Origin of the sequence: Algorimicrobium echini (assembly GCF_900115185.1) — a bacterium.
Taxonomy (GTDB): Bacteria; Bacteroidota; Bacteroidia; order Flavobacteriales; family Flavobacteriaceae; genus Algorimicrobium; species Algorimicrobium echini.
In genome coordinates this window covers 421,088-442,825 of the sequence record NZ_FOVN01000002.1, presented here as the reverse complement: position 1 = coordinate 442,825, position 21,738 = coordinate 421,088, and the positions used below count along the sequence as shown (strand labels likewise).

General features: G+C 33.2%; 22 protein-coding genes. 9 read left to right on the top strand and 13 right to left on the bottom strand.

The window, feature by feature from the left end; all coding sequences use genetic code 11:
* Positions 1 to 68: 68 nt before the first annotated feature.
* The 8 genes from BM239_RS08185 to BM239_RS08150 form a co-directional block, all read right to left on the bottom strand.
* Entirely contained in the window at positions 69 to 2,330 is a 2,262-nt protein-coding gene (locus BM239_RS08185) for a TonB-dependent receptor (RefSeq protein ID WP_092207345.1), read from the bottom strand.
* A gap of 37 nt (positions 2,331 to 2,367) precedes the next feature.
* Positions 2,368 to 2,700: a hypothetical protein gene (locus tag BM239_RS08180; protein WP_245758210.1), complete on the bottom strand. Its 333-nt coding sequence runs from the start codon at positions 2,698 to 2,700 to the stop codon at positions 2,368 to 2,370.
* Entirely contained in the window at positions 2,700 to 3,194 is a 495-nt protein-coding gene (locus BM239_RS08175) for a DUF6787 family protein (RefSeq protein ID WP_092207343.1), read from the bottom strand. Before BM239_RS08175 ends, BM239_RS08180 begins: the two co-directional genes overlap by 1 nt.
* A gap of 26 nt (positions 3,195 to 3,220) precedes the next feature.
* Positions 3,221 to 3,649 (bottom strand): DUF6146 family protein, encoded by a 429-nt coding sequence (locus BM239_RS08170; RefSeq protein WP_092207341.1) that lies wholly within the window; start codon positions 3,647 to 3,649, stop codon positions 3,221 to 3,223.
* 119 nt (positions 3,650 to 3,768) lie between these two features.
* Positions 3,769 to 4,407 carry a DUF937 domain-containing protein gene (locus BM239_RS08165; RefSeq protein ID WP_092207339.1) on the bottom strand — a complete coding sequence of 213 codons (639 nt, stop codon included), beginning with the start codon at positions 4,405 to 4,407 and terminating at the stop codon, positions 3,769 to 3,771.
* 52 nt (positions 4,408 to 4,459) lie between these two features.
* Complete coding sequence (locus BM239_RS08160; protein ID WP_092207337.1) at positions 4,460 to 5,422, bottom strand: D-2-hydroxyacid dehydrogenase; 963 nt, start codon at positions 5,420 to 5,422, stop codon at positions 4,460 to 4,462.
* A gap of 122 nt (positions 5,423 to 5,544) precedes the next feature.
* A complete protein-coding gene (serC, locus tag BM239_RS08155; RefSeq protein WP_092207335.1) occupies positions 5,545 to 6,606 on the bottom strand; it encodes a 3-phosphoserine/phosphohydroxythreonine transaminase in 1,062 nt (353 codons plus the stop codon).
* Positions 6,607 to 6,738: 132 nt separating this feature from the next.
* Positions 6,739 to 7,800: an acyl-CoA reductase gene (locus BM239_RS08150; protein WP_092207333.1), complete on the bottom strand. Its 1,062-nt coding sequence runs from the start codon at positions 7,798 to 7,800 to the stop codon at positions 6,739 to 6,741.
* 157 nt (positions 7,801 to 7,957) lie between these two features.
* Here BM239_RS08150 and BM239_RS08145 point away from each other — a divergent pair, with 157 nt between their 5' ends.
* The 5 genes from BM239_RS08145 to BM239_RS08125 all read left to right on the top strand — a co-directional run bounded on the left by BM239_RS08145 (position 7,958) and on the right by BM239_RS08125 (position 14,949).
* Complete coding sequence (locus tag BM239_RS08145; RefSeq protein WP_092207331.1) at positions 7,958 to 8,311, top strand: 4Fe-4S dicluster domain-containing protein; 354 nt, start codon at positions 7,958 to 7,960, stop codon at positions 8,309 to 8,311.
* 251 nt (positions 8,312 to 8,562) lie between these two features.
* Positions 8,563 to 9,657 (top strand): redox-regulated ATPase YchF, encoded by a 1,095-nt coding sequence (gene ychF, locus BM239_RS08140; protein ID WP_092207329.1) that lies wholly within the window; start codon positions 8,563 to 8,565, stop codon positions 9,655 to 9,657.
* A gap of 260 nt (positions 9,658 to 9,917) precedes the next feature.
* On the top strand, positions 9,918 to 11,777 hold the full coding sequence (locus BM239_RS08135) for a DNA topoisomerase IV subunit B (RefSeq protein WP_092207327.1): 1,860 nt from the start codon (positions 9,918 to 9,920) through the stop codon (positions 11,775 to 11,777).
* Positions 11,774 to 12,259, top strand: coding sequence for a hypothetical protein (locus BM239_RS08130; protein WP_092207325.1), 486 nt, complete (start codon positions 11,774 to 11,776; stop codon positions 12,257 to 12,259). Before BM239_RS08135 ends, BM239_RS08130 begins: the two co-directional genes overlap by 4 nt.
* Positions 12,259 to 14,949, top strand: coding sequence for a DNA gyrase/topoisomerase IV subunit A (locus tag BM239_RS08125; RefSeq protein ID WP_092207323.1), 2,691 nt, complete (start codon positions 12,259 to 12,261; stop codon positions 14,947 to 14,949). The genes BM239_RS08130 and BM239_RS08125 overlap by 1 nt, the downstream gene beginning before the upstream one ends.
* Positions 14,950 to 14,955: 6 nt before the next feature.
* Here BM239_RS08125 and BM239_RS15420 read toward each other — a convergent pair whose 3' ends face one another.
* The 4 genes from BM239_RS15420 to BM239_RS08110 all read right to left on the bottom strand — a co-directional run bounded on the left by BM239_RS15420 (position 14,956) and on the right by BM239_RS08110 (position 16,834).
* Entirely contained in the window at positions 14,956 to 15,114 is a 159-nt protein-coding gene (locus tag BM239_RS15420) for a hypothetical protein (protein WP_177209004.1), read from the bottom strand.
* 40 nt (positions 15,115 to 15,154) lie between these two features.
* Positions 15,155 to 15,949, bottom strand: a complete 795-nt coding sequence (locus BM239_RS08120) for a TerC family protein (protein ID WP_092207321.1) — start codon at positions 15,947 to 15,949, stop codon at positions 15,155 to 15,157.
* Between the two features lies 1 nt (position 15,950).
* Positions 15,951 to 16,319 (bottom strand): DNA topoisomerase IV, encoded by a 369-nt coding sequence (locus tag BM239_RS08115; RefSeq protein WP_092207319.1) that lies wholly within the window; start codon positions 16,317 to 16,319, stop codon positions 15,951 to 15,953.
* 86 nt (positions 16,320 to 16,405) lie between these two features.
* The gene (locus BM239_RS08110) at positions 16,406 to 16,834 is read right to left on the bottom strand and encodes a helix-turn-helix domain-containing protein (RefSeq protein WP_092207317.1); all 429 of its coding nucleotides are present in this window, start codon (positions 16,832 to 16,834) and stop codon (positions 16,406 to 16,408) included.
* A 293-nt stretch (positions 16,835 to 17,127) separates the two neighbouring features.
* Here BM239_RS08110 and BM239_RS08105 point away from each other — a divergent pair, with 293 nt between their 5' ends.
* The 3 genes from BM239_RS08105 to BM239_RS08095 all read left to right on the top strand — a co-directional run bounded on the left by BM239_RS08105 (position 17,128) and on the right by BM239_RS08095 (position 19,402).
* Positions 17,128 to 18,267, top strand: a complete 1,140-nt coding sequence (locus BM239_RS08105) for a M14 family zinc carboxypeptidase (protein WP_092207315.1) — start codon at positions 17,128 to 17,130, stop codon at positions 18,265 to 18,267.
* A gap of 66 nt (positions 18,268 to 18,333) precedes the next feature.
* Complete coding sequence (locus BM239_RS08100; RefSeq protein ID WP_092207313.1) at positions 18,334 to 18,813, top strand: Lrp/AsnC family transcriptional regulator; 480 nt, start codon at positions 18,334 to 18,336, stop codon at positions 18,811 to 18,813.
* A gap of 73 nt (positions 18,814 to 18,886) precedes the next feature.
* Positions 18,887 to 19,402 carry a DinB family protein gene (locus BM239_RS08095; RefSeq protein ID WP_092207311.1) on the top strand — a complete coding sequence of 172 codons (516 nt, stop codon included), beginning with the start codon at positions 18,887 to 18,889 and terminating at the stop codon, positions 19,400 to 19,402.
* A 1-nt stretch (position 19,403) separates the two neighbouring features.
* Here BM239_RS08095 and aroB read toward each other — a convergent pair whose 3' ends face one another.
* Entirely contained in the window at positions 19,404 to 20,465 is a 1,062-nt protein-coding gene (gene aroB, locus BM239_RS08090) for a 3-dehydroquinate synthase (RefSeq protein WP_092207309.1), read from the bottom strand.
* A gap of 94 nt (positions 20,466 to 20,559) precedes the next feature.
* Here aroB and BM239_RS08085 point away from each other — a divergent pair, with 94 nt between their 5' ends.
* On the top strand, positions 20,560 to 21,738 hold the full coding sequence (locus BM239_RS08085) for a proline dehydrogenase family protein (RefSeq protein ID WP_092207307.1): 1,179 nt from the start codon (positions 20,560 to 20,562) through the stop codon (positions 21,736 to 21,738).

The following is a 21,738-nucleotide window of genomic DNA, read 5'->3' as shown; positions in this document are numbered from 1 at the left end:
CGTCAATTTCAAGGTTTGCCCATCAGGACATTAGTTAAATACTTTTTAACCAGTCGCTTTCTTAACTCTTATAAGGAGTAAGTAAGACCTAAACTAAAATTTCGTCCCATATTGAAAATACCGTCTGGTTTTAAACGTGACAGATGATTTATGTAGGTTTTATTCGTTAAATTAGTTCCTGATATTGTAATGGATAAATCATTATTAAAAACTTTTAAATTTCCACCAAATCCAACACTTAATAAGTTGTAACCATCAGTTGGTGTTTCAAAAGCACTTATATTTCCTTGGTTAAAAACAGATTGTAGTTTAACAAAAGCATAGGTGCTAGCTGAATCTTTTACATCAAATTCTACACGAATGGTGTTATTTAAGCTATTTGCTGGTATTAATGGTAAATAATCTCCAGAATCTAGCTTTCCTGTAACTGTTTCAAAACTACTCTCATAATGCAGCCAGTCTAGAGGGTGTGGATGAAAATGTAATCCAATTTCACCACCGTAAAGTGCTGCATTATCTTGAACATAGTTGTATACAGGCTCGCTGTCAATAAAAGTTCCATCTGGCGATAAATAGATGTAATCATTAATATGGTTATAAAAACCATTAACAAAAAACTCAATATGCTCACTTTTAAACTCTAAAGCTAAATCAGTTTGGAAGTTTTGTTCGTTTTTTAGGTCAATATTTCCAACTTCATATCTATTGGTTCCGTGGTGTACGCCATCCGAGGTTAATTCCGCTAAATTAGGTGCTCTAAAACCTGTGGCTAAATTTAAACGCGCTGTAATATTTTTAGAAAGATTTGTTTTTACACCAAAGGCACCGTTAAAGCTGTTAAAGGATTTGTTTATATTATTTTCAATTTGAATCCAACGGTTGTCATATCGTGCTCCCAATTGTAGATCAAATTTTTCGAAATGTATATGAGACATAGCTAAAATACCCAAATCATTAGTAGTAGCATTCGGAATGAGTTCTTCTTCACCATAATTTGTATTTATTTGGTTCATACCTTGAATACCAACAATGGTTTCAAATTTACCCATGATAGGTAAGTGGTACTTTACGTCATAATTAGCTGTTTTTAGTTTCATTTGAAGCGCAGGATGTAAAGCGTCATGGTCATCATCGTGATGTTCTTCGTCCTCATGTAAACCACCTTCCTCTTCATGATCGTTCTCATGGTCATGGTCGTGCTCGTGCTCGTGTTCATCCTCAAACTCTCTTCGGTCATTATAAATATATCCCAAATTAAATTCTAATTTCGAATTATTAAAAAACACGGTTGATCGAGAGCTAAAAATATGATTTGTTAATTCTTGATAAGGTAATAAGGGAGTTTTGTTAGTAGATTGCTCGCCAATTTCTTCTGGAATTCCAATTTTAGAATGATTGATGTTATAGCGGAAATCTGTTTTGAAGTTTGTTGATTGATAACCAACTCCGGCTTTGAAATCCTGTTCTTTAAAACGTGTATTTGTCACACGATAATCGGCTGTATTATAATCGGCATGTTCAGTTACACTTCCTCTGAATAAAACTTTAAATGCCTCACCAGATGCCTTATAACCAGCATTTGTGTTATACCCTTGGGTATTGGTAAAATAAGTGCCTCCAAAATCAGCGTTAGCCGAATTTTCAAGAGCAAATTTTTCTGGATTTATATATAAAACACCACCAAGTGCATCACTACCATAAAGCAAAGAAGCAGGTCCTTTTATAACTTCAACACTTTCAACTCCAGCATCACTTAAACCAAGCCCATGCTCATCGCCAAATTGTTGATTTTCCAAACGTACACCTTGTGTGTAAACTAATACACGATTAGAGCTTAAACCACGAATTACGGGTTTTGTTATCCCTAACCCTGTACTTACACCTTCAACACCTGCAATGTTAGAAATGCCTTCGCCCAGAGTTACAGCACCAGAGGCTTTTAGTTCTTTAATAGTTTGTCGTTCCACTTTCATGACATTATCACTCTGTAACTTATGAAAGGGTGTAGAAATGATTACGGCTTCCATTTCTATGGCAGAACTCGTTAAATTTATAGAAATCGGTTCAGTTATAGGAATAACCAAATTCATAGATTTGGTTTCATACCCTACATAAGAGCAGACTAAAGCGTAGGTGCCTGATGGCAAATTGTTTATGCTAAATTTACCAGTATCGCTGGTAGTGGTTCCTTTTTCTAATTGTGGAAAATAAATGTTTACAAAGGGTAAACCTTCGCCTGTTTCGGTATCGGTAACAATACCATTAACATTGTTCTGACCCACAGCACATATAGCCATGGATAAAAACAACAAATTTAAAATTGTTTTCATGTATAATGTATTTTAGTTAATAATGTAAAATGAGGTATTAACTAAATACAGGTGGACCACGAAGGGAAAAATGAAGTTGTTGAAAAGGACTTAAATAAACGTATTGTGATGATGCTATTTCATGATTTTCCTCAACTTCTAGAATATGGAAGTTTTCAGGAATATGAAAAAAATGATTTGAAACTTTAAACTTGTAAAATTCACACTCTAAATCTAAAGCATGAAAATGAGTAGTTGATTTATTTAAGCAGACTTCATGCTTGTGATTCTCAAAAACGTGACCCATTTTTACAGCAGCAGGAAGTAAGATTACCAATACTAAAAGTACGGTAAATCCTTTAAAAATAATATGTTGCTTAAGTTCTTTCACTAATCTAAAAATCGTTTTAACCCGAATCGTTTTAGCATTTTCTTTTCAAATTCCCAGAAAAAATGAAACTGTCCAAATAACCAGCCAAATGAAATAAGTAGAATTTGATAAAAAATTAGGCCAATAATAATAAATAAAACCCAATAGAGTAGTGGATTTAAGTTTTCTTTAGTAATTCCTAAAAAAGCAATTATTGGTCGACCTATGAATAATGATGAGCTTCCTGTTACAGCAAATACAATAAAAATGCGAATAATTTCCCATCTGTAAGTAACTTCCCAACGATTTTCCAATTTTTTAAAAAGCCATAATGTTATTTTCAATAAGATACTAAATAAAATAACGGTGTAGATAAATAGCGTAATCCAATTTTCTGAAAAAGGTAACAGTTTAGCGAGTTTATAACAGGAATATAGTAAACCTAATATTCCAATTATAGGAAAAAGTAATTGCCAGTTATGTTGAATTTCCCAGGATTTTTTGAATTTTTCCATACTGTAAATTTGCATGCAAAGATACTTTAAAATCTAGGAATATGCGAGGTTAATTTTTGTTTATACTTCTCCTCAAAAAACACAAAATAATGATAAAGTAAATAATTAACCTCAAAACCATAATCTATGCCTTGTTGGTAATTAATACTCATTTCATACAAGTTGTTGTTGTATCTAGAAGATACTACTCGGTTGTTCCATTCTGTAACGTACTGGATGTTTCTGGCTTCCAAAAAGGATTGAGTGTAAAAATTTTTGGGTTTAGCACGTCTTGCCATCCAGGAGTCAAAACCAGCTTCAATAATAATGACCTCATATTCTAATTCATCATTAACAAGCTTAATAGTGTCTTGATTTTCTGTTACTTGAGTTTCTGAATTCTGACTAACAGATTCGGGTGTTTTACAACTGGCAAATAAACAGAGTGTAATAAGGATACTCCATGGCAATTTCATAAATCTACTTTTTCTTAAAAATACAAAATTTTAAAGAACTAATAGGTTGGATAAATGTATTTAACAAAAAAGCCAGACTGTTGGAATCTGACTTTTTAAAGATAAAATATTTGTGTTTTTTATTTTCCAAAAAGACCACCTAACAGTCCGCCAAGGCCGCCTTTCTTTTTACCACTGTTTAAAACCATACCAGCAACATCATCAATAATGCTTCCGTCGCCATCAGCGTCTAATATAGACTCTAAAAAGCTTTGCTCTTGTTGTTTTGAGTTACCGCTTAACAAGCCTCCTAGAAGTCCTTCAAGTCCCGATGAGCTGTTTACATTTTGTTCGCGTGATTGTTTCCCTAAAACACCCATAAGAATTGGGGCTGCAACTTTTAAAATTTGTGCTACGGAACCTGAATCGATTCCTGCTCTTGCGCTAATAGCATTTTCTACATGAGCTTGTTTACTTCCCAAAACGTGGTTTAGAATTTTACTGCCTTCATTGGTAACAGATTCATCAACACCACCAGAGAAAAGTCCACCAAGGTTGTCTAAAATGCTACCATCATGTTTGCTGTTATTTAAAGCGCCTAATAACCCATCAGCACCTTGAGGTGTGGCAGCATTACGTTTCATAGCTTGCATTAGTACTGGTAATGCCATGGTTAAAACGTCTTGTGTTTTACTTTCGGGTTGTTTGGATTGACCTGCAACACCACTTATTATGGTTTTGCCCATGTCACTATTTAATAAATCTAATATTCCAGCCATGTTTTTGTTTTATTTGATGTTAGTGTCTCAAGGTAATAAAAATTTTAGATACTTATTCTTTTTCTGTTTTTAATATACTGATAATCTGTGAGGCAAGTTCAGTACCAATCCTGTCTTGCGCTTCATTTGTTGCGGCTCCAATATGTGGCGTTAATGAAATTCTACCATTCATAAGTACTTGAATTGCAGGTGTTGGTTCTTCCTCAAATGTATCTAATCCAGCAAAGGCCACTTTGCCTGACTCTAAAGCTTTAACTAGCGCGACCTCATCTACAACACCTCCACGTGCAGCATTAATAATTCCAACACCGTCTTTCATCATGTTAAATTCTTTTTCGCTGATAACATACTCTTTTTGAGCTGGCACATGAAGTGAAATAAAGTCGGCTTGTTTTAATATTTCTTTAGTCGGCTCCGTTTCTATTTCAACATTTATATATTGACCATTATAAAATTCAACTTTTATAGTAGCTTTTCCTACATATTTATCGCTAGCAATAACTTTCATACCAACGCCTAGTGCTATTTTTGCAACTTCACGACCTATACGACCAAAGCCAATAATTCCTAACGTTTTCCCACGAAGTTCTACTCCTTTTGCATAGTTTTTCTTTAATGATTTGAATTGAGAGTCCCCATCTAAAGGCATATTTCGGTTGGAATCATGTAAAAAACGAACACCTCCGAATAAATGTGCGAATACAAGCTCTGCTACCGATTGAGATGAAGCAGCAGGAGTATTGATTACGTGAATACCTTTACTGCGTGCATATTCCACATCAATATTATCCATACCAACACCACCTCGTCCAATAATTTTAAGTGATGGACAATTATCAATTAATTCTTTCCGTACAGTTGTAGCGCTACGAACTAATAACACGGCAATTTTATGTTGATTAATATAATTTGCTAATTGCTCTTGAGCCACTGTTGTTGTTAAAACTTCAAAACCGGCTTGCTTTAAGGCGTCAATACCACTTGTTGAAATTCCGTCGTTTGCTAATACTTTCATGTTCCTATCCCTAACCCTTTACTTTAAAAAGGGAGCTTTATGGGTTGTTTATAATTAATAATTATTTTCAATTTTTCTCAATTTTAAACCTTCCTTCTTTTTGGAAAGGATTGAGGATTGGGTTATGCTTTGCGTTCTAGTTCACTCATAATATCTACTAAAACACCAACACTATCTAGTGGCAATGCATTGTACATAGAGGCACGATAACCGCCAACACTTCTATGTCCATTTAAACCATTTATACCTTCGTCCTTAAGCATGGTTTCAAAGGTTTCTTTTAAATCTTCATTGGTTAAATTGAAAGTAGCGTTCATTTTGGAACGATCTTCTTTCATAGCATAGCCTTTAAACAATGGGTTTAAGTCTATTTCACTATAAATTAATTGTGCTTTTTTGTTGTTTTCTTTTTCAATCGCAGGTATGCCACCTAAATTTTTAAGCCACTCCATTGTTAGCATAGAGGTATACACGGCAAAAACAGGCGGTGTATTAAACATGCTGCTTTTGCTAATATGAACTTTGTAGTCCATCATGGACGGAATTTTACGAGAAACTTTTCCTAATATGTCTTCACGGACTACGACCAAAGTTGTACCTGCAGGACCCATATTTTTCTGAGCACCAGCATAAATTAAATCGAATTTAGAAAAGTCTAATTCACGTGAAAATATGTCACTACTCATGTCGCATACCATCGGAATATCGCAATCAGGGAAGGATTTCATTTGTGTTCCAAAAATGGTGTTGTTGGATGTGCAATGGAAATAATCGTAATCCGAAGGAATATCATAGCCTTTAGGTATGAAATTAAAATTAGCATCTTTAGATGATGCTACTTCATATATATCGTCATAAATACGTGCTTCTTGAATGGCTTTATCACTCCAAGTTCCAGTATTTAGATAACCTGCACGCTTTTCCAATAAATTTAAAGCAACCATTAAAAACTGTGTGCTAGCACCTCCTTGAAGAAAAAGGGCTTTGTATCCTTTACCTTCTAAACCGAGTAATTCTAGAGCCAAAGCACGCGCTTTTTCCATGACATCTACAAAAGGCTTACTTCTGTGTGAAATTTCGATTAATGATAATCCATTATCAAAATCTAAAATTGCTTCCGATGCTTTTAGCATCACTTCTTTTGGTAGTATGCAAGGTCCTGCACTAAAATTATGTCTTTTCATGGAAAAATATAGTTTGTTATTTACGCATCTAACCTAAAGGGTTTTCTAGGAAAAGCGAAAATTATTGAAATCTGTAATCGTTACAAAGGTGCTAAATTCTTATAAAAAAGTAGGTAATAAATCAATAACTTATCAACTAATTTTTAACAAAAATGAAATAGTATCCACGTTGTCTGCATAATCCCAAAGCTGTGGTTTTTGGGTGTGCCCAAAAGGAACTTCAGAATCCAATAACCCTTTGGCAACCACACACTGAATTTTATCTGAATCGGTTTGAAGTTTATCTTTTAAGTTTTGAGAATCTTGATAATATTCATAAAAAACCGTGGCAATAGGAGAGGCGTAGCTACTGTCTTCTTTAATCATTAAGAAGCCATTTTCTAAAATGTTAAACTCACTCATTAAATATACCGCTTTGTTATAATCGTAGTTATTTGCGTATTTATTCTGGTGAATTATTGGGTGCCATTTATACATAGCTTGAAAGAAATTTTGAAAATCATAGTCTTTAGGCACTAATAATTTGGATACATTCCGGCACCCTAAACCGTAGTATCTAAAAATATCTTCAGAAAGCGCTTCTAATTCATCATCCGTTTCTTTACCCGTAAGTATAGCTATTGAGTTCCTATTTTTACGAATAATAGATGGTTTATCTTTAAAGTAGTATTCAAAATAACGTGCCGTATTATCACTACCTGTAGCGATTACCGCATCAAAATTATCGAGTTTATCTGTTGTAAACGTAATTTTACCTTTAAATCCAGGTTCAATAGTTTCTAAATATTTTGCTAAAAAAGGCAATAAATATTTGTCATTACTAGATTGTTTGACAACCACATCATGACCCGAAATTAAAACCGATAAAAAATCGTGAAAACCCACTAAAGGGATATTGCCAGCCATAATGACTGCTACTTTTTTAGCGTTTTCTTTATTGAAGTTATAGTTACTTAACCATGTTTTAATATTACTGTCAGTAAGCAATTTAGACCAACCATTAAAAGCATAAATTAGATTTTCTTTCGTGAACCAGGCATTGTGTTCTTGGGCGAGTTTTATTTGATGTTTAAAACCATCAAAAAACAAATCGTTTTGTAAAATTGTGGTATTTTTTTCAAAGGGATTTACCGAAAATTGTTCAAGAAATTTCCCTAATTCAACAAATGCGTTAATTCTTTTTTGTAAATCCATGTATGATTTGGTTATGAATGGTTTTGGCTTTATTTTTGCAATTGCAAATTTACACAAAGCAAACGAGCAACAAAAGGTTTTAATTCTCATTATTAGAATTAGAAATAAGCCTATTTTTACAAATAGTAATCGAAAGATTAAATAAATATACAATAGAATGGCAATTATAATAACAGACGAATGTATTAATTGTGGTGCCTGTGAGCCAGAATGTCCAAACACAGCAATTTATGAAGGAGCTGACGATTGGCGCTATAAAGATGGTACCAGTTTAAGTGGTAAAGTAGTGTTGCCAAATGGCAAAGAGGTTGATGCTGATGAAGCTCAAGAGCCTATAAGTGATGAAATTTACTATATAGTTCCAGATAAATGTACGGAATGCCACGGTTTTCATGAAGAGCCGCAATGTGCCGCTGTATGTCCTGTAGACTGTTGTGTGCCTGATGATGCGCATGTAGAAACGGACGCGGAATTAGATGGGAAACAACGTTTTATGCATCCAGATTCTTAATTAAGAATTAAAAATTAAGAATTGGGTCAAACCTTTTATATTAAAACCTCGAGCGCTTGCTTGGGGTTTTTTGGTTTTATGATGAATATGATACTTTTAATTTGTTTAACGTAAGGACTTAAACAATTTCTAAATCCCTATCAAAACTATTCTAGTAATTAGTTACCTTTGCGCCTTCGTGCTGAAAAGGCATGGCTAAAAATTAAGTACAACTTTAAAAAGAGATTTCTGCATTTGCAGGAATGTGAGATATGAAAGCAGGCATCGTAGGATTACCAAACGTCGGAAAATCAACATTATTTAATTGTTTATCAAATGCAAAAGCGCAAAGTGCTAACTTTCCGTTTTGTACTATAGAACCTAATATTGGTGTGGTAAATGTACCAGATCCTAGGCTACAAAAATTGGAGTCTTTGGTAAAACCTGAACGTGTTTTACCTGCTACGGTGGAGATTGTAGACATTGCAGGTTTAGTAAAAGGAGCTAGTAAAGGAGAAGGTCTTGGAAATCAATTTCTTGCCAATATTCGTGAAACAGATGCTATTTTGCATGTTTTACGTTGTTTTGACAACGATAATATTGTTCATGTGGATGGAAATGTAAATCCAATTCGCGATAAGGAAACCATAGATATGGAATTGCAGTTGAAAGATTTAGAGACTGTTGATAAAAAACTTGAAAAAGTCAAGCGTGCTGCCAAAACAGGGAATAAAGAAGCGCAAAAGGAAGAAGCGGTTTTGTTAAAAATAAAAGCCGGTTTAGAAGCTGGTATTTCTGTTCGAGCGTTGGAATTTTCTGAAGAAGAGGATAATGATTTTGTAAAACCTAGTCAGTTTATCACGGATAAACCTGTTATGTATGTCTGTAATGTTGATGAAGGTTCAGCTAATACAGGCAATGCGTATGTTGAAAAAGTACGAGAGGCCGTAAAAGATGAAAATGCTGAAGTTTTAGTACTTGCTGTAGGTACAGAAGCTGATATTAATGAATTAGATGATTACGAAGAGCGCCAAATGTTTTTAGCGGATATTGGTTTAGATGAACCTGGTTCTGCAAAATTAATTCGTTCAGCTTATAAATTGCTAAATCAACAAACCTATTTTACGGCTGGCGTGAAAGAGGTTCGTGCTTGGACAGTGGATGTTGGCGCAACAGCTCCTCAAGCTGCAGGTGTTATTCATACTGATTTTGAAAAAGGCTTTATTCGTGCAGAAGTGATTGCTTACGATGATTATGTGCAATTTGGTAGTGAAGCTAAAGTAAAGGAAGCTGGTAAAATGCGTGTTGAAGGTAAAAACTATATTGTTAAAGATGGCGATGTCATGCATTTCTTGTTTAATGTTTAAATGCTTTTATAGTCATGCTTTATATAATTAATAAAAAAGGGTTTTCATCAAGAAAACCCTTTTTTAATTTAAGTGTTTTACAATTTATAGTCTAGGTATACAGGCTGCTTTACTTGCTTGAAATAGCTTTTAAATGGCAATAAAACGCTTGGTGTTTTAATAATTACTTATTAAATACTATTGTTAATTACTTTACAAATTTGGGGTTTCATTTTTTGGTGTGAAACCTTATATTAGCAGCAGATCCAAAACACCATTTTATGTCTCAAGAAACCAAATATACCGAAGATAATATCCGTTCGTTGGACTGGAAAGAGCATATTCGTATGCGTCCTGGAATGTATATAGGTAAACTGGGTGATGGATCATCAGCAGATGACGGTATTTATATACTAATAAAAGAAGTTTTAGACAATTCTATTGATGAGTACGTAATGGGAGCTGGTAAAACCATCGAAATTTCTATTCATGGTAATAAAGTTACGGTTCGTGATTATGGTCGTGGAATTCCATTAGGAAAAGTGGTTGATGTGGTTTCTAAAATGAATACTGGTGGAAAATATGACAGTAAAGCTTTCAAGAAATCGGTAGGGTTAAATGGTGTGGGTACTAAAGCTGTTAACGCACTTTCAAGTTATTTTAGAGTAGAATCAACTCGTGATAACAAATCAGCTTCCGCAGAATTTGAACAAGGAAATTTAATTAATAAAGATTTATTAGATGATACGTCTCGTAGGAAAGGAACTAAAGTATCCTTTATACCAGATGAAACTATTTTTAAAAACTACAAGTATCGTAATGAATATATCATTAAAATGCTTCGAAACTATGTGTATTTAAATATTGGTTTAACCATTGTTTTTAATGGTGAAAAATATTACAGTGAAAATGGTTTGAAGGATTTATTAATGGAAAATTCTAACCCAAATGATCTGCTTTATCCAATTATTCACTTAAAAGGGAATGATATTGAAGTTGCTTTAACACATAGTAAAACACAATATAGTGAGGAATATTACTCTTTTGTTAACGGTCAGAATACCACGCAAGGAGGAACACACTTATCGGCTTTTCGTGAAGCATTAGTTAAAACCATTCGGGAATTCTACAATAAGAATTTTGATGCTTCTGATGTTCGTAAATCGGTTGTGTCTGCCATTTCTATTAAAGTCATGGAACCTGTTTTTGAAAGCCAAACAAAAACAAAATTAGGATCTACAGATATGGGTGGCGATTTGCCTACAGTAAGAACCTATATTAACGATTTTGTAAAAACTAATTTAGATAATTTTTTACATAAAAACCCAGAAACAGCAGACAAGATACTGCGCAAAATCCTTCAAGCTGAACGTGAGCGTAAGGAGTTATCAGGTATTCGTAAACTAGCAAAAGATCGTGCTAAAAAAGCCAGTCTTCACAATAAAAAATTACGAGATTGTCGTGTGCATTTTGGCGATACAAAAAATGAACGAAATTTAGAAACAACCTTATTTATTACCGAGGGAGATTCAGCTTCTGGAAGTATCACCAAGTCTCGAGATGTGAATACCCAAGCTGTTTTTAGTTTAAAAGGTAAGCCGCTTAATTGTTATGGCTTAACCAAGAAAATTGTCTATGAAAATGAAGAATTTAACTTACTTCAAGCTGCATTAAATATTGAAGAGTCGCTAGAAGATTTACGGTATAACAATGTTGTAATTGCTACAGATGCCGATGTGGACGGTATGCATATTCGCTTACTTTTAATTACATTTTTTCTTCAATTTTTTCCTGAATTAATTAAAGATGGGCATCTGTATATCTTGCAAACACCATTATTTCGCGTTCGCAATAAGAAGAAAACAATTTATTGTTATTCAGAAGAAGAACGTCAAAATGCTTTAGAAGAGTTAAAACCCAAGCCAGAAATTACCCGATTTAAAGGTTTAGGTGAAATTTCTCCTGATGAATTTCAGCATTTTATAGGTGATGATATTCGTCTAGATCCTGTTATGTTAGATGAAAATATGTCTATTGAAGACTTATTGAGCTTCTACATGGGTAAAAATACACCAGATCGTCAAGAATTTATTATTAATAACCTGAAAGTGGAACTCGATATCGTGGAAGAATTTAAATGAGAACGAGTAATGAAAAAGTGAAAAACGTTATTATATCGGTATATTTTATACTGATTGTGCTTGCTGTGTTATGGTTGACTATTTTTAGAGCTTTTAATGAAATAGATAATAACCCTGTAGTAGCCTTTTTTGTTATAGCACTCGTTTTCATATTGTTATTTATAGCTGTACATTTTATATCTAAATATTTTGAATATGATAGCGATGGTTTAAAAGTTACGGTAACAAACAAAGGTCTGTTGCTATCAGATTATTTAAATTATCGTGAACATACAATAGAATTTGAAAAAACGAGGCTATCCGGATTTAAAATTAATAACTATTTCATTTACAAAGAACTCGTATTGTTTATAGTTAGTAAAAATGGCCATCATATAAAGAAAGAGCGTTTCAATATTACGTTAGTAGCCAAAAAGAAACGAAAATATATGAAGCAATCTTTAAGAAAAATGGTGAAACAAAATAGAAAAGAACAGAGTTAATGAGCGACGACATCAACGATAACCTACCTGAACCAGAAGAAAATAAGGAAACCATTACCCGAATTACGGGAATGTATAAAGATTGGTTTTTAGATTATGCATCATATGTAATTCTAGAACGTGCGGTGCCTGCTATTGAAGACGGTTTTAAGCCTGTTCAAAGGCGTATCATGCATTCCATGAAAGATTTGGATGACGGTCGTTATAATAAAGTAGCAAATATTGTAGGTCATACCATGCAGTATCATCCACATGGTGATGCCAGTATTGCCGATGCTATGGTGCAAATAGGTCAGAAAGACTTGCTTATTGACACGCAAGGAAACTGGGGAAATATCTTAACAGGTGATAGTGCAGCTGCTTCGCGATATATTGAAGCGCGAATTTCTAAATTTGGTTTGGATGTAGTCTTTAATCCAAAAATTACCGAATGGCAATCTAGTTATGATGGTCGCCGTAAAGAACCCGTTAATTTACCTGTTATGTTCCCGCTGCTTCTAGCTCAAGGAGGCGAAGGGATTGCTGTAGGTTTGTCAACTAAAATTTTACCACATAATTTTATTGAACTGATTGATGCGTCTGTTAAGCATTTAAATGGAAAGCGCTTTACCTTGTATCCAGATTTTCCAACGGCAGGAATAGCTGATTTTTCAGATTATAAAGATGGGCTTCGTGGCGGAAAAGTTCGTGTACGCGCTAAAATTTCACAATTAGATAAGAATACGTTAGTTATAACTGAAATTCCATTTGGCACCAATACGTCCTCATTAATAGATTCTATTTTGAAAGCCAATGAAAAGGGCAAAATTAAAATCAAGAAAATTGAAGATAATACGGCAGCTAATGTTGAGATTTTAGTGCATTTACCAGGTGGTATTTCACCCGATAAAACTATTGATGCGCTCTATGCATTTACTAATTGCGAATCTTCCATTTCTCCTTTAGGCTGTGTTATTGAGGATAATAAGCCTTTATTTATTGGTGTTTCCGAAATGTTACGTCGTTCAACAGATAATACAGTTCAACTATTAAAACGCGAATTGGAAATTCGTTTGGGTGAGTTTGAAGAACAATGGCACTTTGCATCTTTAGAACGCATTTTTATTGAAAATAGAATATATCGTGATATTGAAGAAGAAGAGACTTGGGAAGGCGTAATACAGGCTATTGATAAAGGATTACAACCTCATATTAAACATTTAAAACGCGCCATCACAGAAGAGGACATAGTGCGTTTAACAGAAATTCGTATCAAGCGTATTTCTAAATTTGATATTGATAAAGCACAACAAAAAATTGAAGCTTTAGAAGAGCAAATAGCTGAAATAAAACATCATTTGGCCAATTTAATTGCCTATGCTATTAGTTATTTTGAACGACTTAAAAAGGAATATGGTGAAGGGAAAGAGCGTAAAACAGAAATACGTGCTTTTGATGATGTAGATGCCACCAAAGTAGTTATAAGAAATACCAAACTATATGTAAATAGAGCGGAAGGTTTTATAGGTACTTCACTTAAGAAAGACGAGTATGTTTGCGATTGTAGTGATATTGATGATATAATTGTATTTACTAAAGATGGTAAAATGATGGTTACTAAAGTAGATTCCAAAACCTTTATTGGTAAGGATATTATTCATGTAGCTGTCTTTAAGAAAAAAGACAAACGTACCATTTATAATATGATGTATCGTGATGGTAAAAACGGACCGACCTATGTGAAGCGTTTTGCAGTTACTTCCATGACACGAGACAAGGAGTATGATATGACCAATGGCTCTAAAAATTCTGTTTTGTGGTATTTTTCAGCCAATCCAAACGGAGAGGCAGAGGTGGTAACGGTTTATCTACGGCAAGTGGGTAGTATTAAAAAACTGAAATGGGATGTTGACTTTGCCGATATTATAATCAAAGGTCGTAGCTCTAAAGGAAATTTGGTTACCAAACACGCCATTAAGAAAGTAGAACTTAAAGAAAAAGGAGTTTCCACATTAAAACCACGTAAAATTTGGTTTGATGATACGGTTAGACGTTTAAATGTAGATGGTCGTGGCGATTTGGTTGGAGAATTTAGAGGTGAAGATCGAATTCTAATTATTAGGCAATCTGGTTTAGTAAAAACCATTGTTCCGGAAGTTACCACACGCTTTGATGATGATATGATTGTTATGGAAAAATGGATTCCCAAAAAACCCATTTCAGCTATTTATTATGATGGCGAAAAAGAACGATATTACGTTAAGCGTTTTCTAGTTGAAAATGAAAGTCGTGAGGAATTGTTTATTTCTGATCATGAGAACTCGCAATTAGAAATCGTTTCTACGGACTGGAAGCCTATGGCGGAAGTGGAGTTTGTTAAAGAACGCGGTAAAGACCGAAAAGATAATATGGAAGTAAATTTAGATGAATTTATTGCCGTAAAAGGAATAACTGCTTTAGGAAATCAGCTTACTAAAGATAAGGTGAAACAAATTGATTTGCTAGAACCTTTACCATATGAAGCTCCAGAAGAAGTGCCTGCTGAAGAATTGGATGTTGTTGATGAAACTGAAGTGAATTCGGAAAGTACGGACACCGAAACTAAACCAAACATATCAAGCACATCTAAATCTCCTAATGACTCTAAAGATGATGAGGATAATTCGAATTCAGGGAATGTTGATGATAAAGGTCAGGCAACACTTTTTTAATAAAGGCTAATTTCTAAAATGCGAAACAGCTCCTAAAAGGAAAGCGGCAAGTCCGCCAATTAAACAAGCATAGTAGAGTGTAGCTGTATTTTCTTTGAAAAATATGGACGCTACAATCAACGCAGAAGATAGTAGGTATAGCACTTTTGGACTGACTTTTTTCATGGTTTCGAGGTTTTTTATTTTGGCTATTTGTATAGTGGTTTTAATTTTTCTTTTTCTTCTTGGTAATTCTGTAATTTAAAAATTCTACAAACAAAGAGAAGGCAATAGCAAAATACAAATACCCTTTTGGGATAGCACCAACCGTTTTTCCAAAAAATTCAGTGTCTGATAAATGTGCGGCTTCTGTAATTAACATAAAACCAATTAAGATTAAAAAAGCCAAACCAAGGAGTTGCACACTTGGATGTGTGTCAATAAATTTACGGATAGGATTGGCAAAACCAATCATTATACCTATTGAAATCATCACGGCTATTATCATTAATACCAGTGTGTAATTATGGTTTTCATGTAAACCATTTGTCATACCTACAGCTGTTAAAATGGAATCAATGGAAAAAATAAAATCAATTATCATTATTTGCACAACAGCTTGCCCTAACGATTTAATTTTTTTGTTTTTTACTTCGTCTTCATCGTGATCTGGGTCTTCAACCTTCTCACGAATTTCAGAGGTGCTTTTATAAATTAAAAATAAACCACCACCAAAGAGTATTATAGCCTGCCAGCTAATACCAACATGAAGCCAATTTGTATCTATAGTATAAAATGGTTCTGACAATCCTACTAAAAAACTCACAAAAAACAGAAGAATTATACGCTGTACCATAGCCAAAAGCAAACCAATATTTGTTGCCTTGCTCCGCTGGTTTTCTTGTAACTTATTAGCTGCAATAGAAATAAAAACAATATTATCAATTCCTAGAATGATTTCTAGAAAAGTTAAGGTTAATAATGCCATGATGGCATCGCTTGTTAGTAGAAAATCGAGCATATTAATTAATGCGTTTTGCTGTGCCTTTTTGTTTTATTTTTTCACCTACATAGGAATATTCAAAATTATAAGTAGAATCTGTTGTAGTTAATATTTTTAAATGAATATCCTTTCGCTCCTGCATGTTTTTAGGATTAATTGTTCTAAATACAACTTCACAGTCGTTAATCCAACGAACCGTTGTAGAGTCTATGTGGCCTTTATAGGTTTCTATTTGTAAATCTTTAGTTCTCGTAAACACTGAATGATATGTAGAGTCATTAATTGTAATACTACTGGTAAAAGTGCCTGTTTGAAAATCTGAACACTGTCTCTCTACTTGGTAACAGCTCATTAAAAGCAATAATAAAAGGCATAAAAAGGGTTTCATAGTTCGGATTTTCAACAAAATTAAGAAACATTATGTGATTGGCATACCACTTAATAATGATTTATTTAAAAAAAGCCAAGTGCTTTTTAATGGGTGTAATTTTTAAATGTACCGTCTTTAAAGAAAATTACAATTCGATCAATTTCTTTACTGTTATTTATAGATAGCGATTCTATATTTTTAGAAGTTTGATTTGTCTCTACTTCTTTTGGGTTATGGCTTTTTACTAAAGGGTTATGTTCTTGCTCTTGAGTTTTTATTATAGAATCAGATGTCGGTTTCATTTCAGTTTTCGGAAAAGTACCTTTTCCATTTAATAACCAATATAATTCCACATCAGGAAAAGTATCTAAAACTTTCATAACAAAATCCAAACTAGGTTTATTTCTGCCAGACAAAATATGGGAAATACTGGAACGTTGGACGCCTACTTTTTCAGCAAAAGAGGAGGCAGTTTCATCATAGAATTTGATGACTTTTTCTAGGCGTTTTGAAAATTCGGAGCTGTTTATCATTGTAAACCGTTACTTAAGTGAATTGGTTTTACAAATGTAAATATTATTTATAATAAACCATTAAAATTTCAACAAAAATCACAAATTGTAATCAACAAAAGCTTTAATTGGAATCCATTAAATATCTGAAAATAAAATATTTAAACTAATAATTTTAAAACGCTCAATTTTTAATGTTTATAGGAAGTGTTTTTGTTTAAGATTTGTATACAATGCTAAACATTTTAGATAATTTTTTTGTTTACAAATGTAAAATAGTAATTGTTTACCTTTGTAACATATCAAATTTACACATGTATAAAAGCTCCATAGAAACCGCATTAAATCCATATAAAGAAACCAAGTTATATGGTCGGTATATTACCAATGTTATGATAGAACCTTTATTGAAAAACCTGCCTGATCAGGCACAGGTTTTGGTTGAAGGATTGTCAGTTAAAAAACAGCCTATCTATTCAATTACATTAGGGACAGGTAAAAAACGAATTTTGCTATGGTCTCAAATGCATGGTAATGAATCTACAACCACCAAAGCACTTTTTGATGTATTAAATACCTTTAAAGACCAACCAGAAATTTTGGAATCTTGTACTTTGTTAATAATTCCTATTTTAAATCCTGATGGTGCTGAAGCGTATATACGTTTTAATGCTAATAACATTGATTTAAATCGCGATGCTCAAGCTTTATCACAGCCAGAAAGTGTTATATTACGTACTTGTTTTACACGCTTTAAGCCAGATTTTTGCTTCAATCTCCATGGGCAACGTACTATTTACAATGTTGGAAACACCTCTAATTCCGCAACGGTATCTTTTTTATCGCCAGCAGAAGACCCTAATCGTTGTATTACTAAAACACGAAAAATAGCCATGGAGGTCATTGCTGAAATAAATAATAACTTACAAAGGTTTATTCCTAATCAGGTGGCTTTGTATGATGATGGTTTTAATCACAATTGTGTTGGTGACGCTTTTCAAAGCCTAGGTGTGCCAACACTACTGTTTGAAGCTGGTCATTACCCTAATGATTATAGTAGAGAGGTAACGCGTGCTTTAATATACCAATCCCTTATGGTTGCTTTGCATACCATTTCTGAAAAGGCATTGACAGGTAGCGGTTTTGAAGCATATTTGAAAATACCACAAAATAACACCTGTTTTTTTGATATAATTATTAGAAATGCCATTCAGGATGATCAGCTTGTAGATATTGGTATTCAATATCAAGAAAAATTGGTTGCAAATAAGCTTCATTTTGTTCCTAAAATTGAAAAAATTGAAAAATTACAGGGTTTTTATGGTCATAAAGAGTTGAATGCTAGTTTTGGTAAGGTTTTATCCAATAATCATGAGAATATTCAAATTGGAAGCGAAAACGATTTCGTATGGATAAATAATGAAAAATATTCATTATTATTAGCTGAATCTTGATTTTTGATAGATATAATTCAAAATTAATGTCTTATTTTTGCTTTTTATTTAAAGAAATTAAAAATAATGGCAAAATTTAAATTAGACGATATTGATCATCAAATCCTTGAAATGTTGATTGATAACACACGAGTTCCTTTCACGGATATTGCGAAAAAATTAGTTATTTCTGCAGGTACGGTTCATGTACGTGTTAAAAAAATGGAAGAAGCTGGAATTATTAAAGGGTCTTCATTAACATTAGATTATAAAAAATTAGGTTATGCCTTTATAGCCTATGTTGGGGTTTTTCTGCAGAAAACATCGCAAACAAAATTTGTTTTAGAGCGTATTAACGAGATTCCTTATGTAACGGTTGCACATATTACTACAGGAAAATTTAATGTATTTTGTAAAATTCGTGCAAAAAATACAGAGCATGCAAAAGATGTTATTTTTATGATTGATGATATTGAAGGTGTTTATAGAACAGAAACCATGATATCACTTGAAGAAAGCTTAAACGACAAAAAACGTTTAATGCATTCTATATTTAATAATATGTAAATTTAGTATCAAAAAAGAATAGTTAAGCGCTTCCTAGTAAAGCGCTTTTTTTAGTACTTTTAAATAAAAAATTATGTTTGTTACCGAAATACCAAATTCAGAATATGCTCCTTTTTATGCCAATTATATAAATAAAGGAGGTGTATTAAGTTTATTGAGTGGCTTGGAACAAGGTATGATAAATACGAAGTCTTTTTTTGAAACCATACCTGAAGATAAGTTGGAATATCGGTATGCGGAAGGGAAGTGGACCATTAAAGAAATTTTACAGCACCTCATAGATACCGAACATGTATTTGTATATCGTGCTTTACGTTTTGCGCGTCAAGATAAAACACCCTTACCTGGTTTTGAGCAAGACGATTATGTTTTGGCGAGTGTAGCAAACAGACGAACACGAGATCAATTACTAAATGATTATTTAGATTTACGTGAATCAACCATAGCTTTATTTAGCAGTTTTTCAAAAAAAATGTTAGAACAAATAGGTGTGGCAAGCCATGCCGAGATGTCTGTTAGAGCTATTGGTTTTATATTAATTGGTCATGAAAAGCATCATATAGACATTATAAAAGAACGCTATTTATAAATTATAATGCTTTGTAGTATTCAAAAGCTCTAATGATGATATCGTTACTTACTAAACAATTGATTTTTGTTTTACCCATATCTTCTAAAAGTACAAAATTAATATTGCCATGTTCATTTTTCTTATCGTATTTAAGTAGGTCAATTATTGCATTGTAGTCGGAGGGAAGTATGGTGACTTCTCCAAAAATTGATTTAATTGTGTTTTTAATACGGTCGTTTTCTGATTTAGAGAAACCGGTTAGTTCTGTTGATATATAGTTGGCTAATATCATACCTATTGCAATGGCTTCACCATGAAGTAGGGCTTCTTTTTCTGGATGACTTAAAAAATAAGATTCAATAGCATGGCCTAATGTGTGTCCGTAATTAAGAGTTTTTCGTAAATTTTCTTCTAATGGGTCTTGAGTAACAATGCTATTTTTAATAATGACAGACTCATAGATTAAGGCGTCGTAATTTAATGGTGCTTCTGTGGTGAATTTATTCCAGTACTCGCGACTATAAATTAGACCGTGTTTTAGCATTTCGGCTAATCCAGAACGCATTTGATTTTTAGGTAATGTTTCTAAAAAACTTGTATCAATTAATACCATTTCGCCTGAATTGATAACACCAATCTGATTTTTTAAATGTCCTAAATCGACACCTGTTTTTCCACCAACACTAGCATCAACCATAGCTAACAAGGATGTAGGTACGTTTATGTAATTTATACCGCGTTTAAAAGTTGAGGCTACAAAACCGCCTAAATCGGTTACAACACCACCTCCCAAATTAATTATAAGGCTTTTTCGGTCGGCACCCAGTTCAGACAAAACATTCCAAACGCCAACACAGGTTTCAATAGTTTTATATTCCTCACCTGATTCAATTTCAATAATTTCAATTGTATTGGTAGTTTCAACAGCTTGTAAAAATTTTGCCAAACACATATTGTGCGTGTTTTCATCCACTAAGACGAAAATTATAGAATAATTAACTTCTTTTAAATGGCTATTCAATGCTGTGTAACAATTTGAATTAAAGTGTATTGGGTAATTTGGTGTTTGTATAGATTTCATAATAATTACTGCAAAAGATAAAAGGTAAAATAAGGTGTTTTTTTTATAAAAAAGTAGCTGAATGATAATTATCTTTGCATAATTTTCAACAGTTATGGAGCACTTAAAAATTTTTGATAATACGGAAATTGCTTTTCAATTAAAGAGCAATAAAGAGTTGAATCGCGCTCATTTTTTATTCAATATGATTTCTAATGAATCATTAGTAAAAGTGGGTACAGCGTTAACGCGTTTTGCTATAAAAGCACATTTACCAGTAGAAGGTATTATTCGAGCAACTGTTTTTGATCATTTTTGTGGAGGTGTAAACGAAGAGGATTGTTTACCTGTAATAGATGACATGTTTACAAAAGGTGTGAGTTCGGTTCTGGATTATTCTGTAGAAGGTAAAGAAACGGAGGCACATTTTGATGGTGCTATGGAAAAAACCTTAAAAATTATTCGTTTTTCTGATGATAGAAAAGCAATGCCAATAGCGGTATTTAAACCCTCTGGTTTTGGAAGGTTTGCGTTATATCAGAAAAAAAGTGAAGGTAAAGTGCTAACCGAAAACGAGCAAGATGAATGGAGTCGGGTTGTGGCGCGTTATGATGCTGTGTGTAAACTAGGAAAAGAAAAGGATGTTGAAATATTAATTGATGCTGAAGAAAGTTGGATTCAAGATGCTGTTGATGATTTGGTAACAGATATGATGCGTAAGTATAATAAAGATGTAACAATTGTTTATAATACCTTGCAAATGTACCGTCATGACCGAATGGATTTTTTAAAAAGACAGCATGAATTAGCTAGAAAAGAAGGATTTTATCTAGGGTATAAAATTGTTCGTGGTGCATATATGGAAAAAGAGCATGAGCGCGCTATGGAAAATAATTATCCAACACCTATTTGTGAAAGTAAATTAGCAACTGATGAAAATTTTAACGCAGCTGCGCAGTATATTCTAGACCATATATCAGACATATCTGTTTTTGTTGGTACACATAACGAATTGAGTAGTTATAAGGTGATGCAGCTAATGAAAGAGAAAGGAATTGAAATTACTGATAATCGTGTTTGGTTTGGTCAATTATTTGGTATGAGTGATAATATTAGTTTTAATCTAGCAAATAAAGGGTATAATGTAGCTAAATATGTGCCATTTGGACCTGTTAAAGATGTGATGCCTTATCTTATTAGACGTGCAGAAGAAAACACATCGGTAGCCGGCCAGACTGGACGTGAACTCATGTTAATTAAAAAGGAAAAGGCTAGACGAAAAGCGGCTAAATAA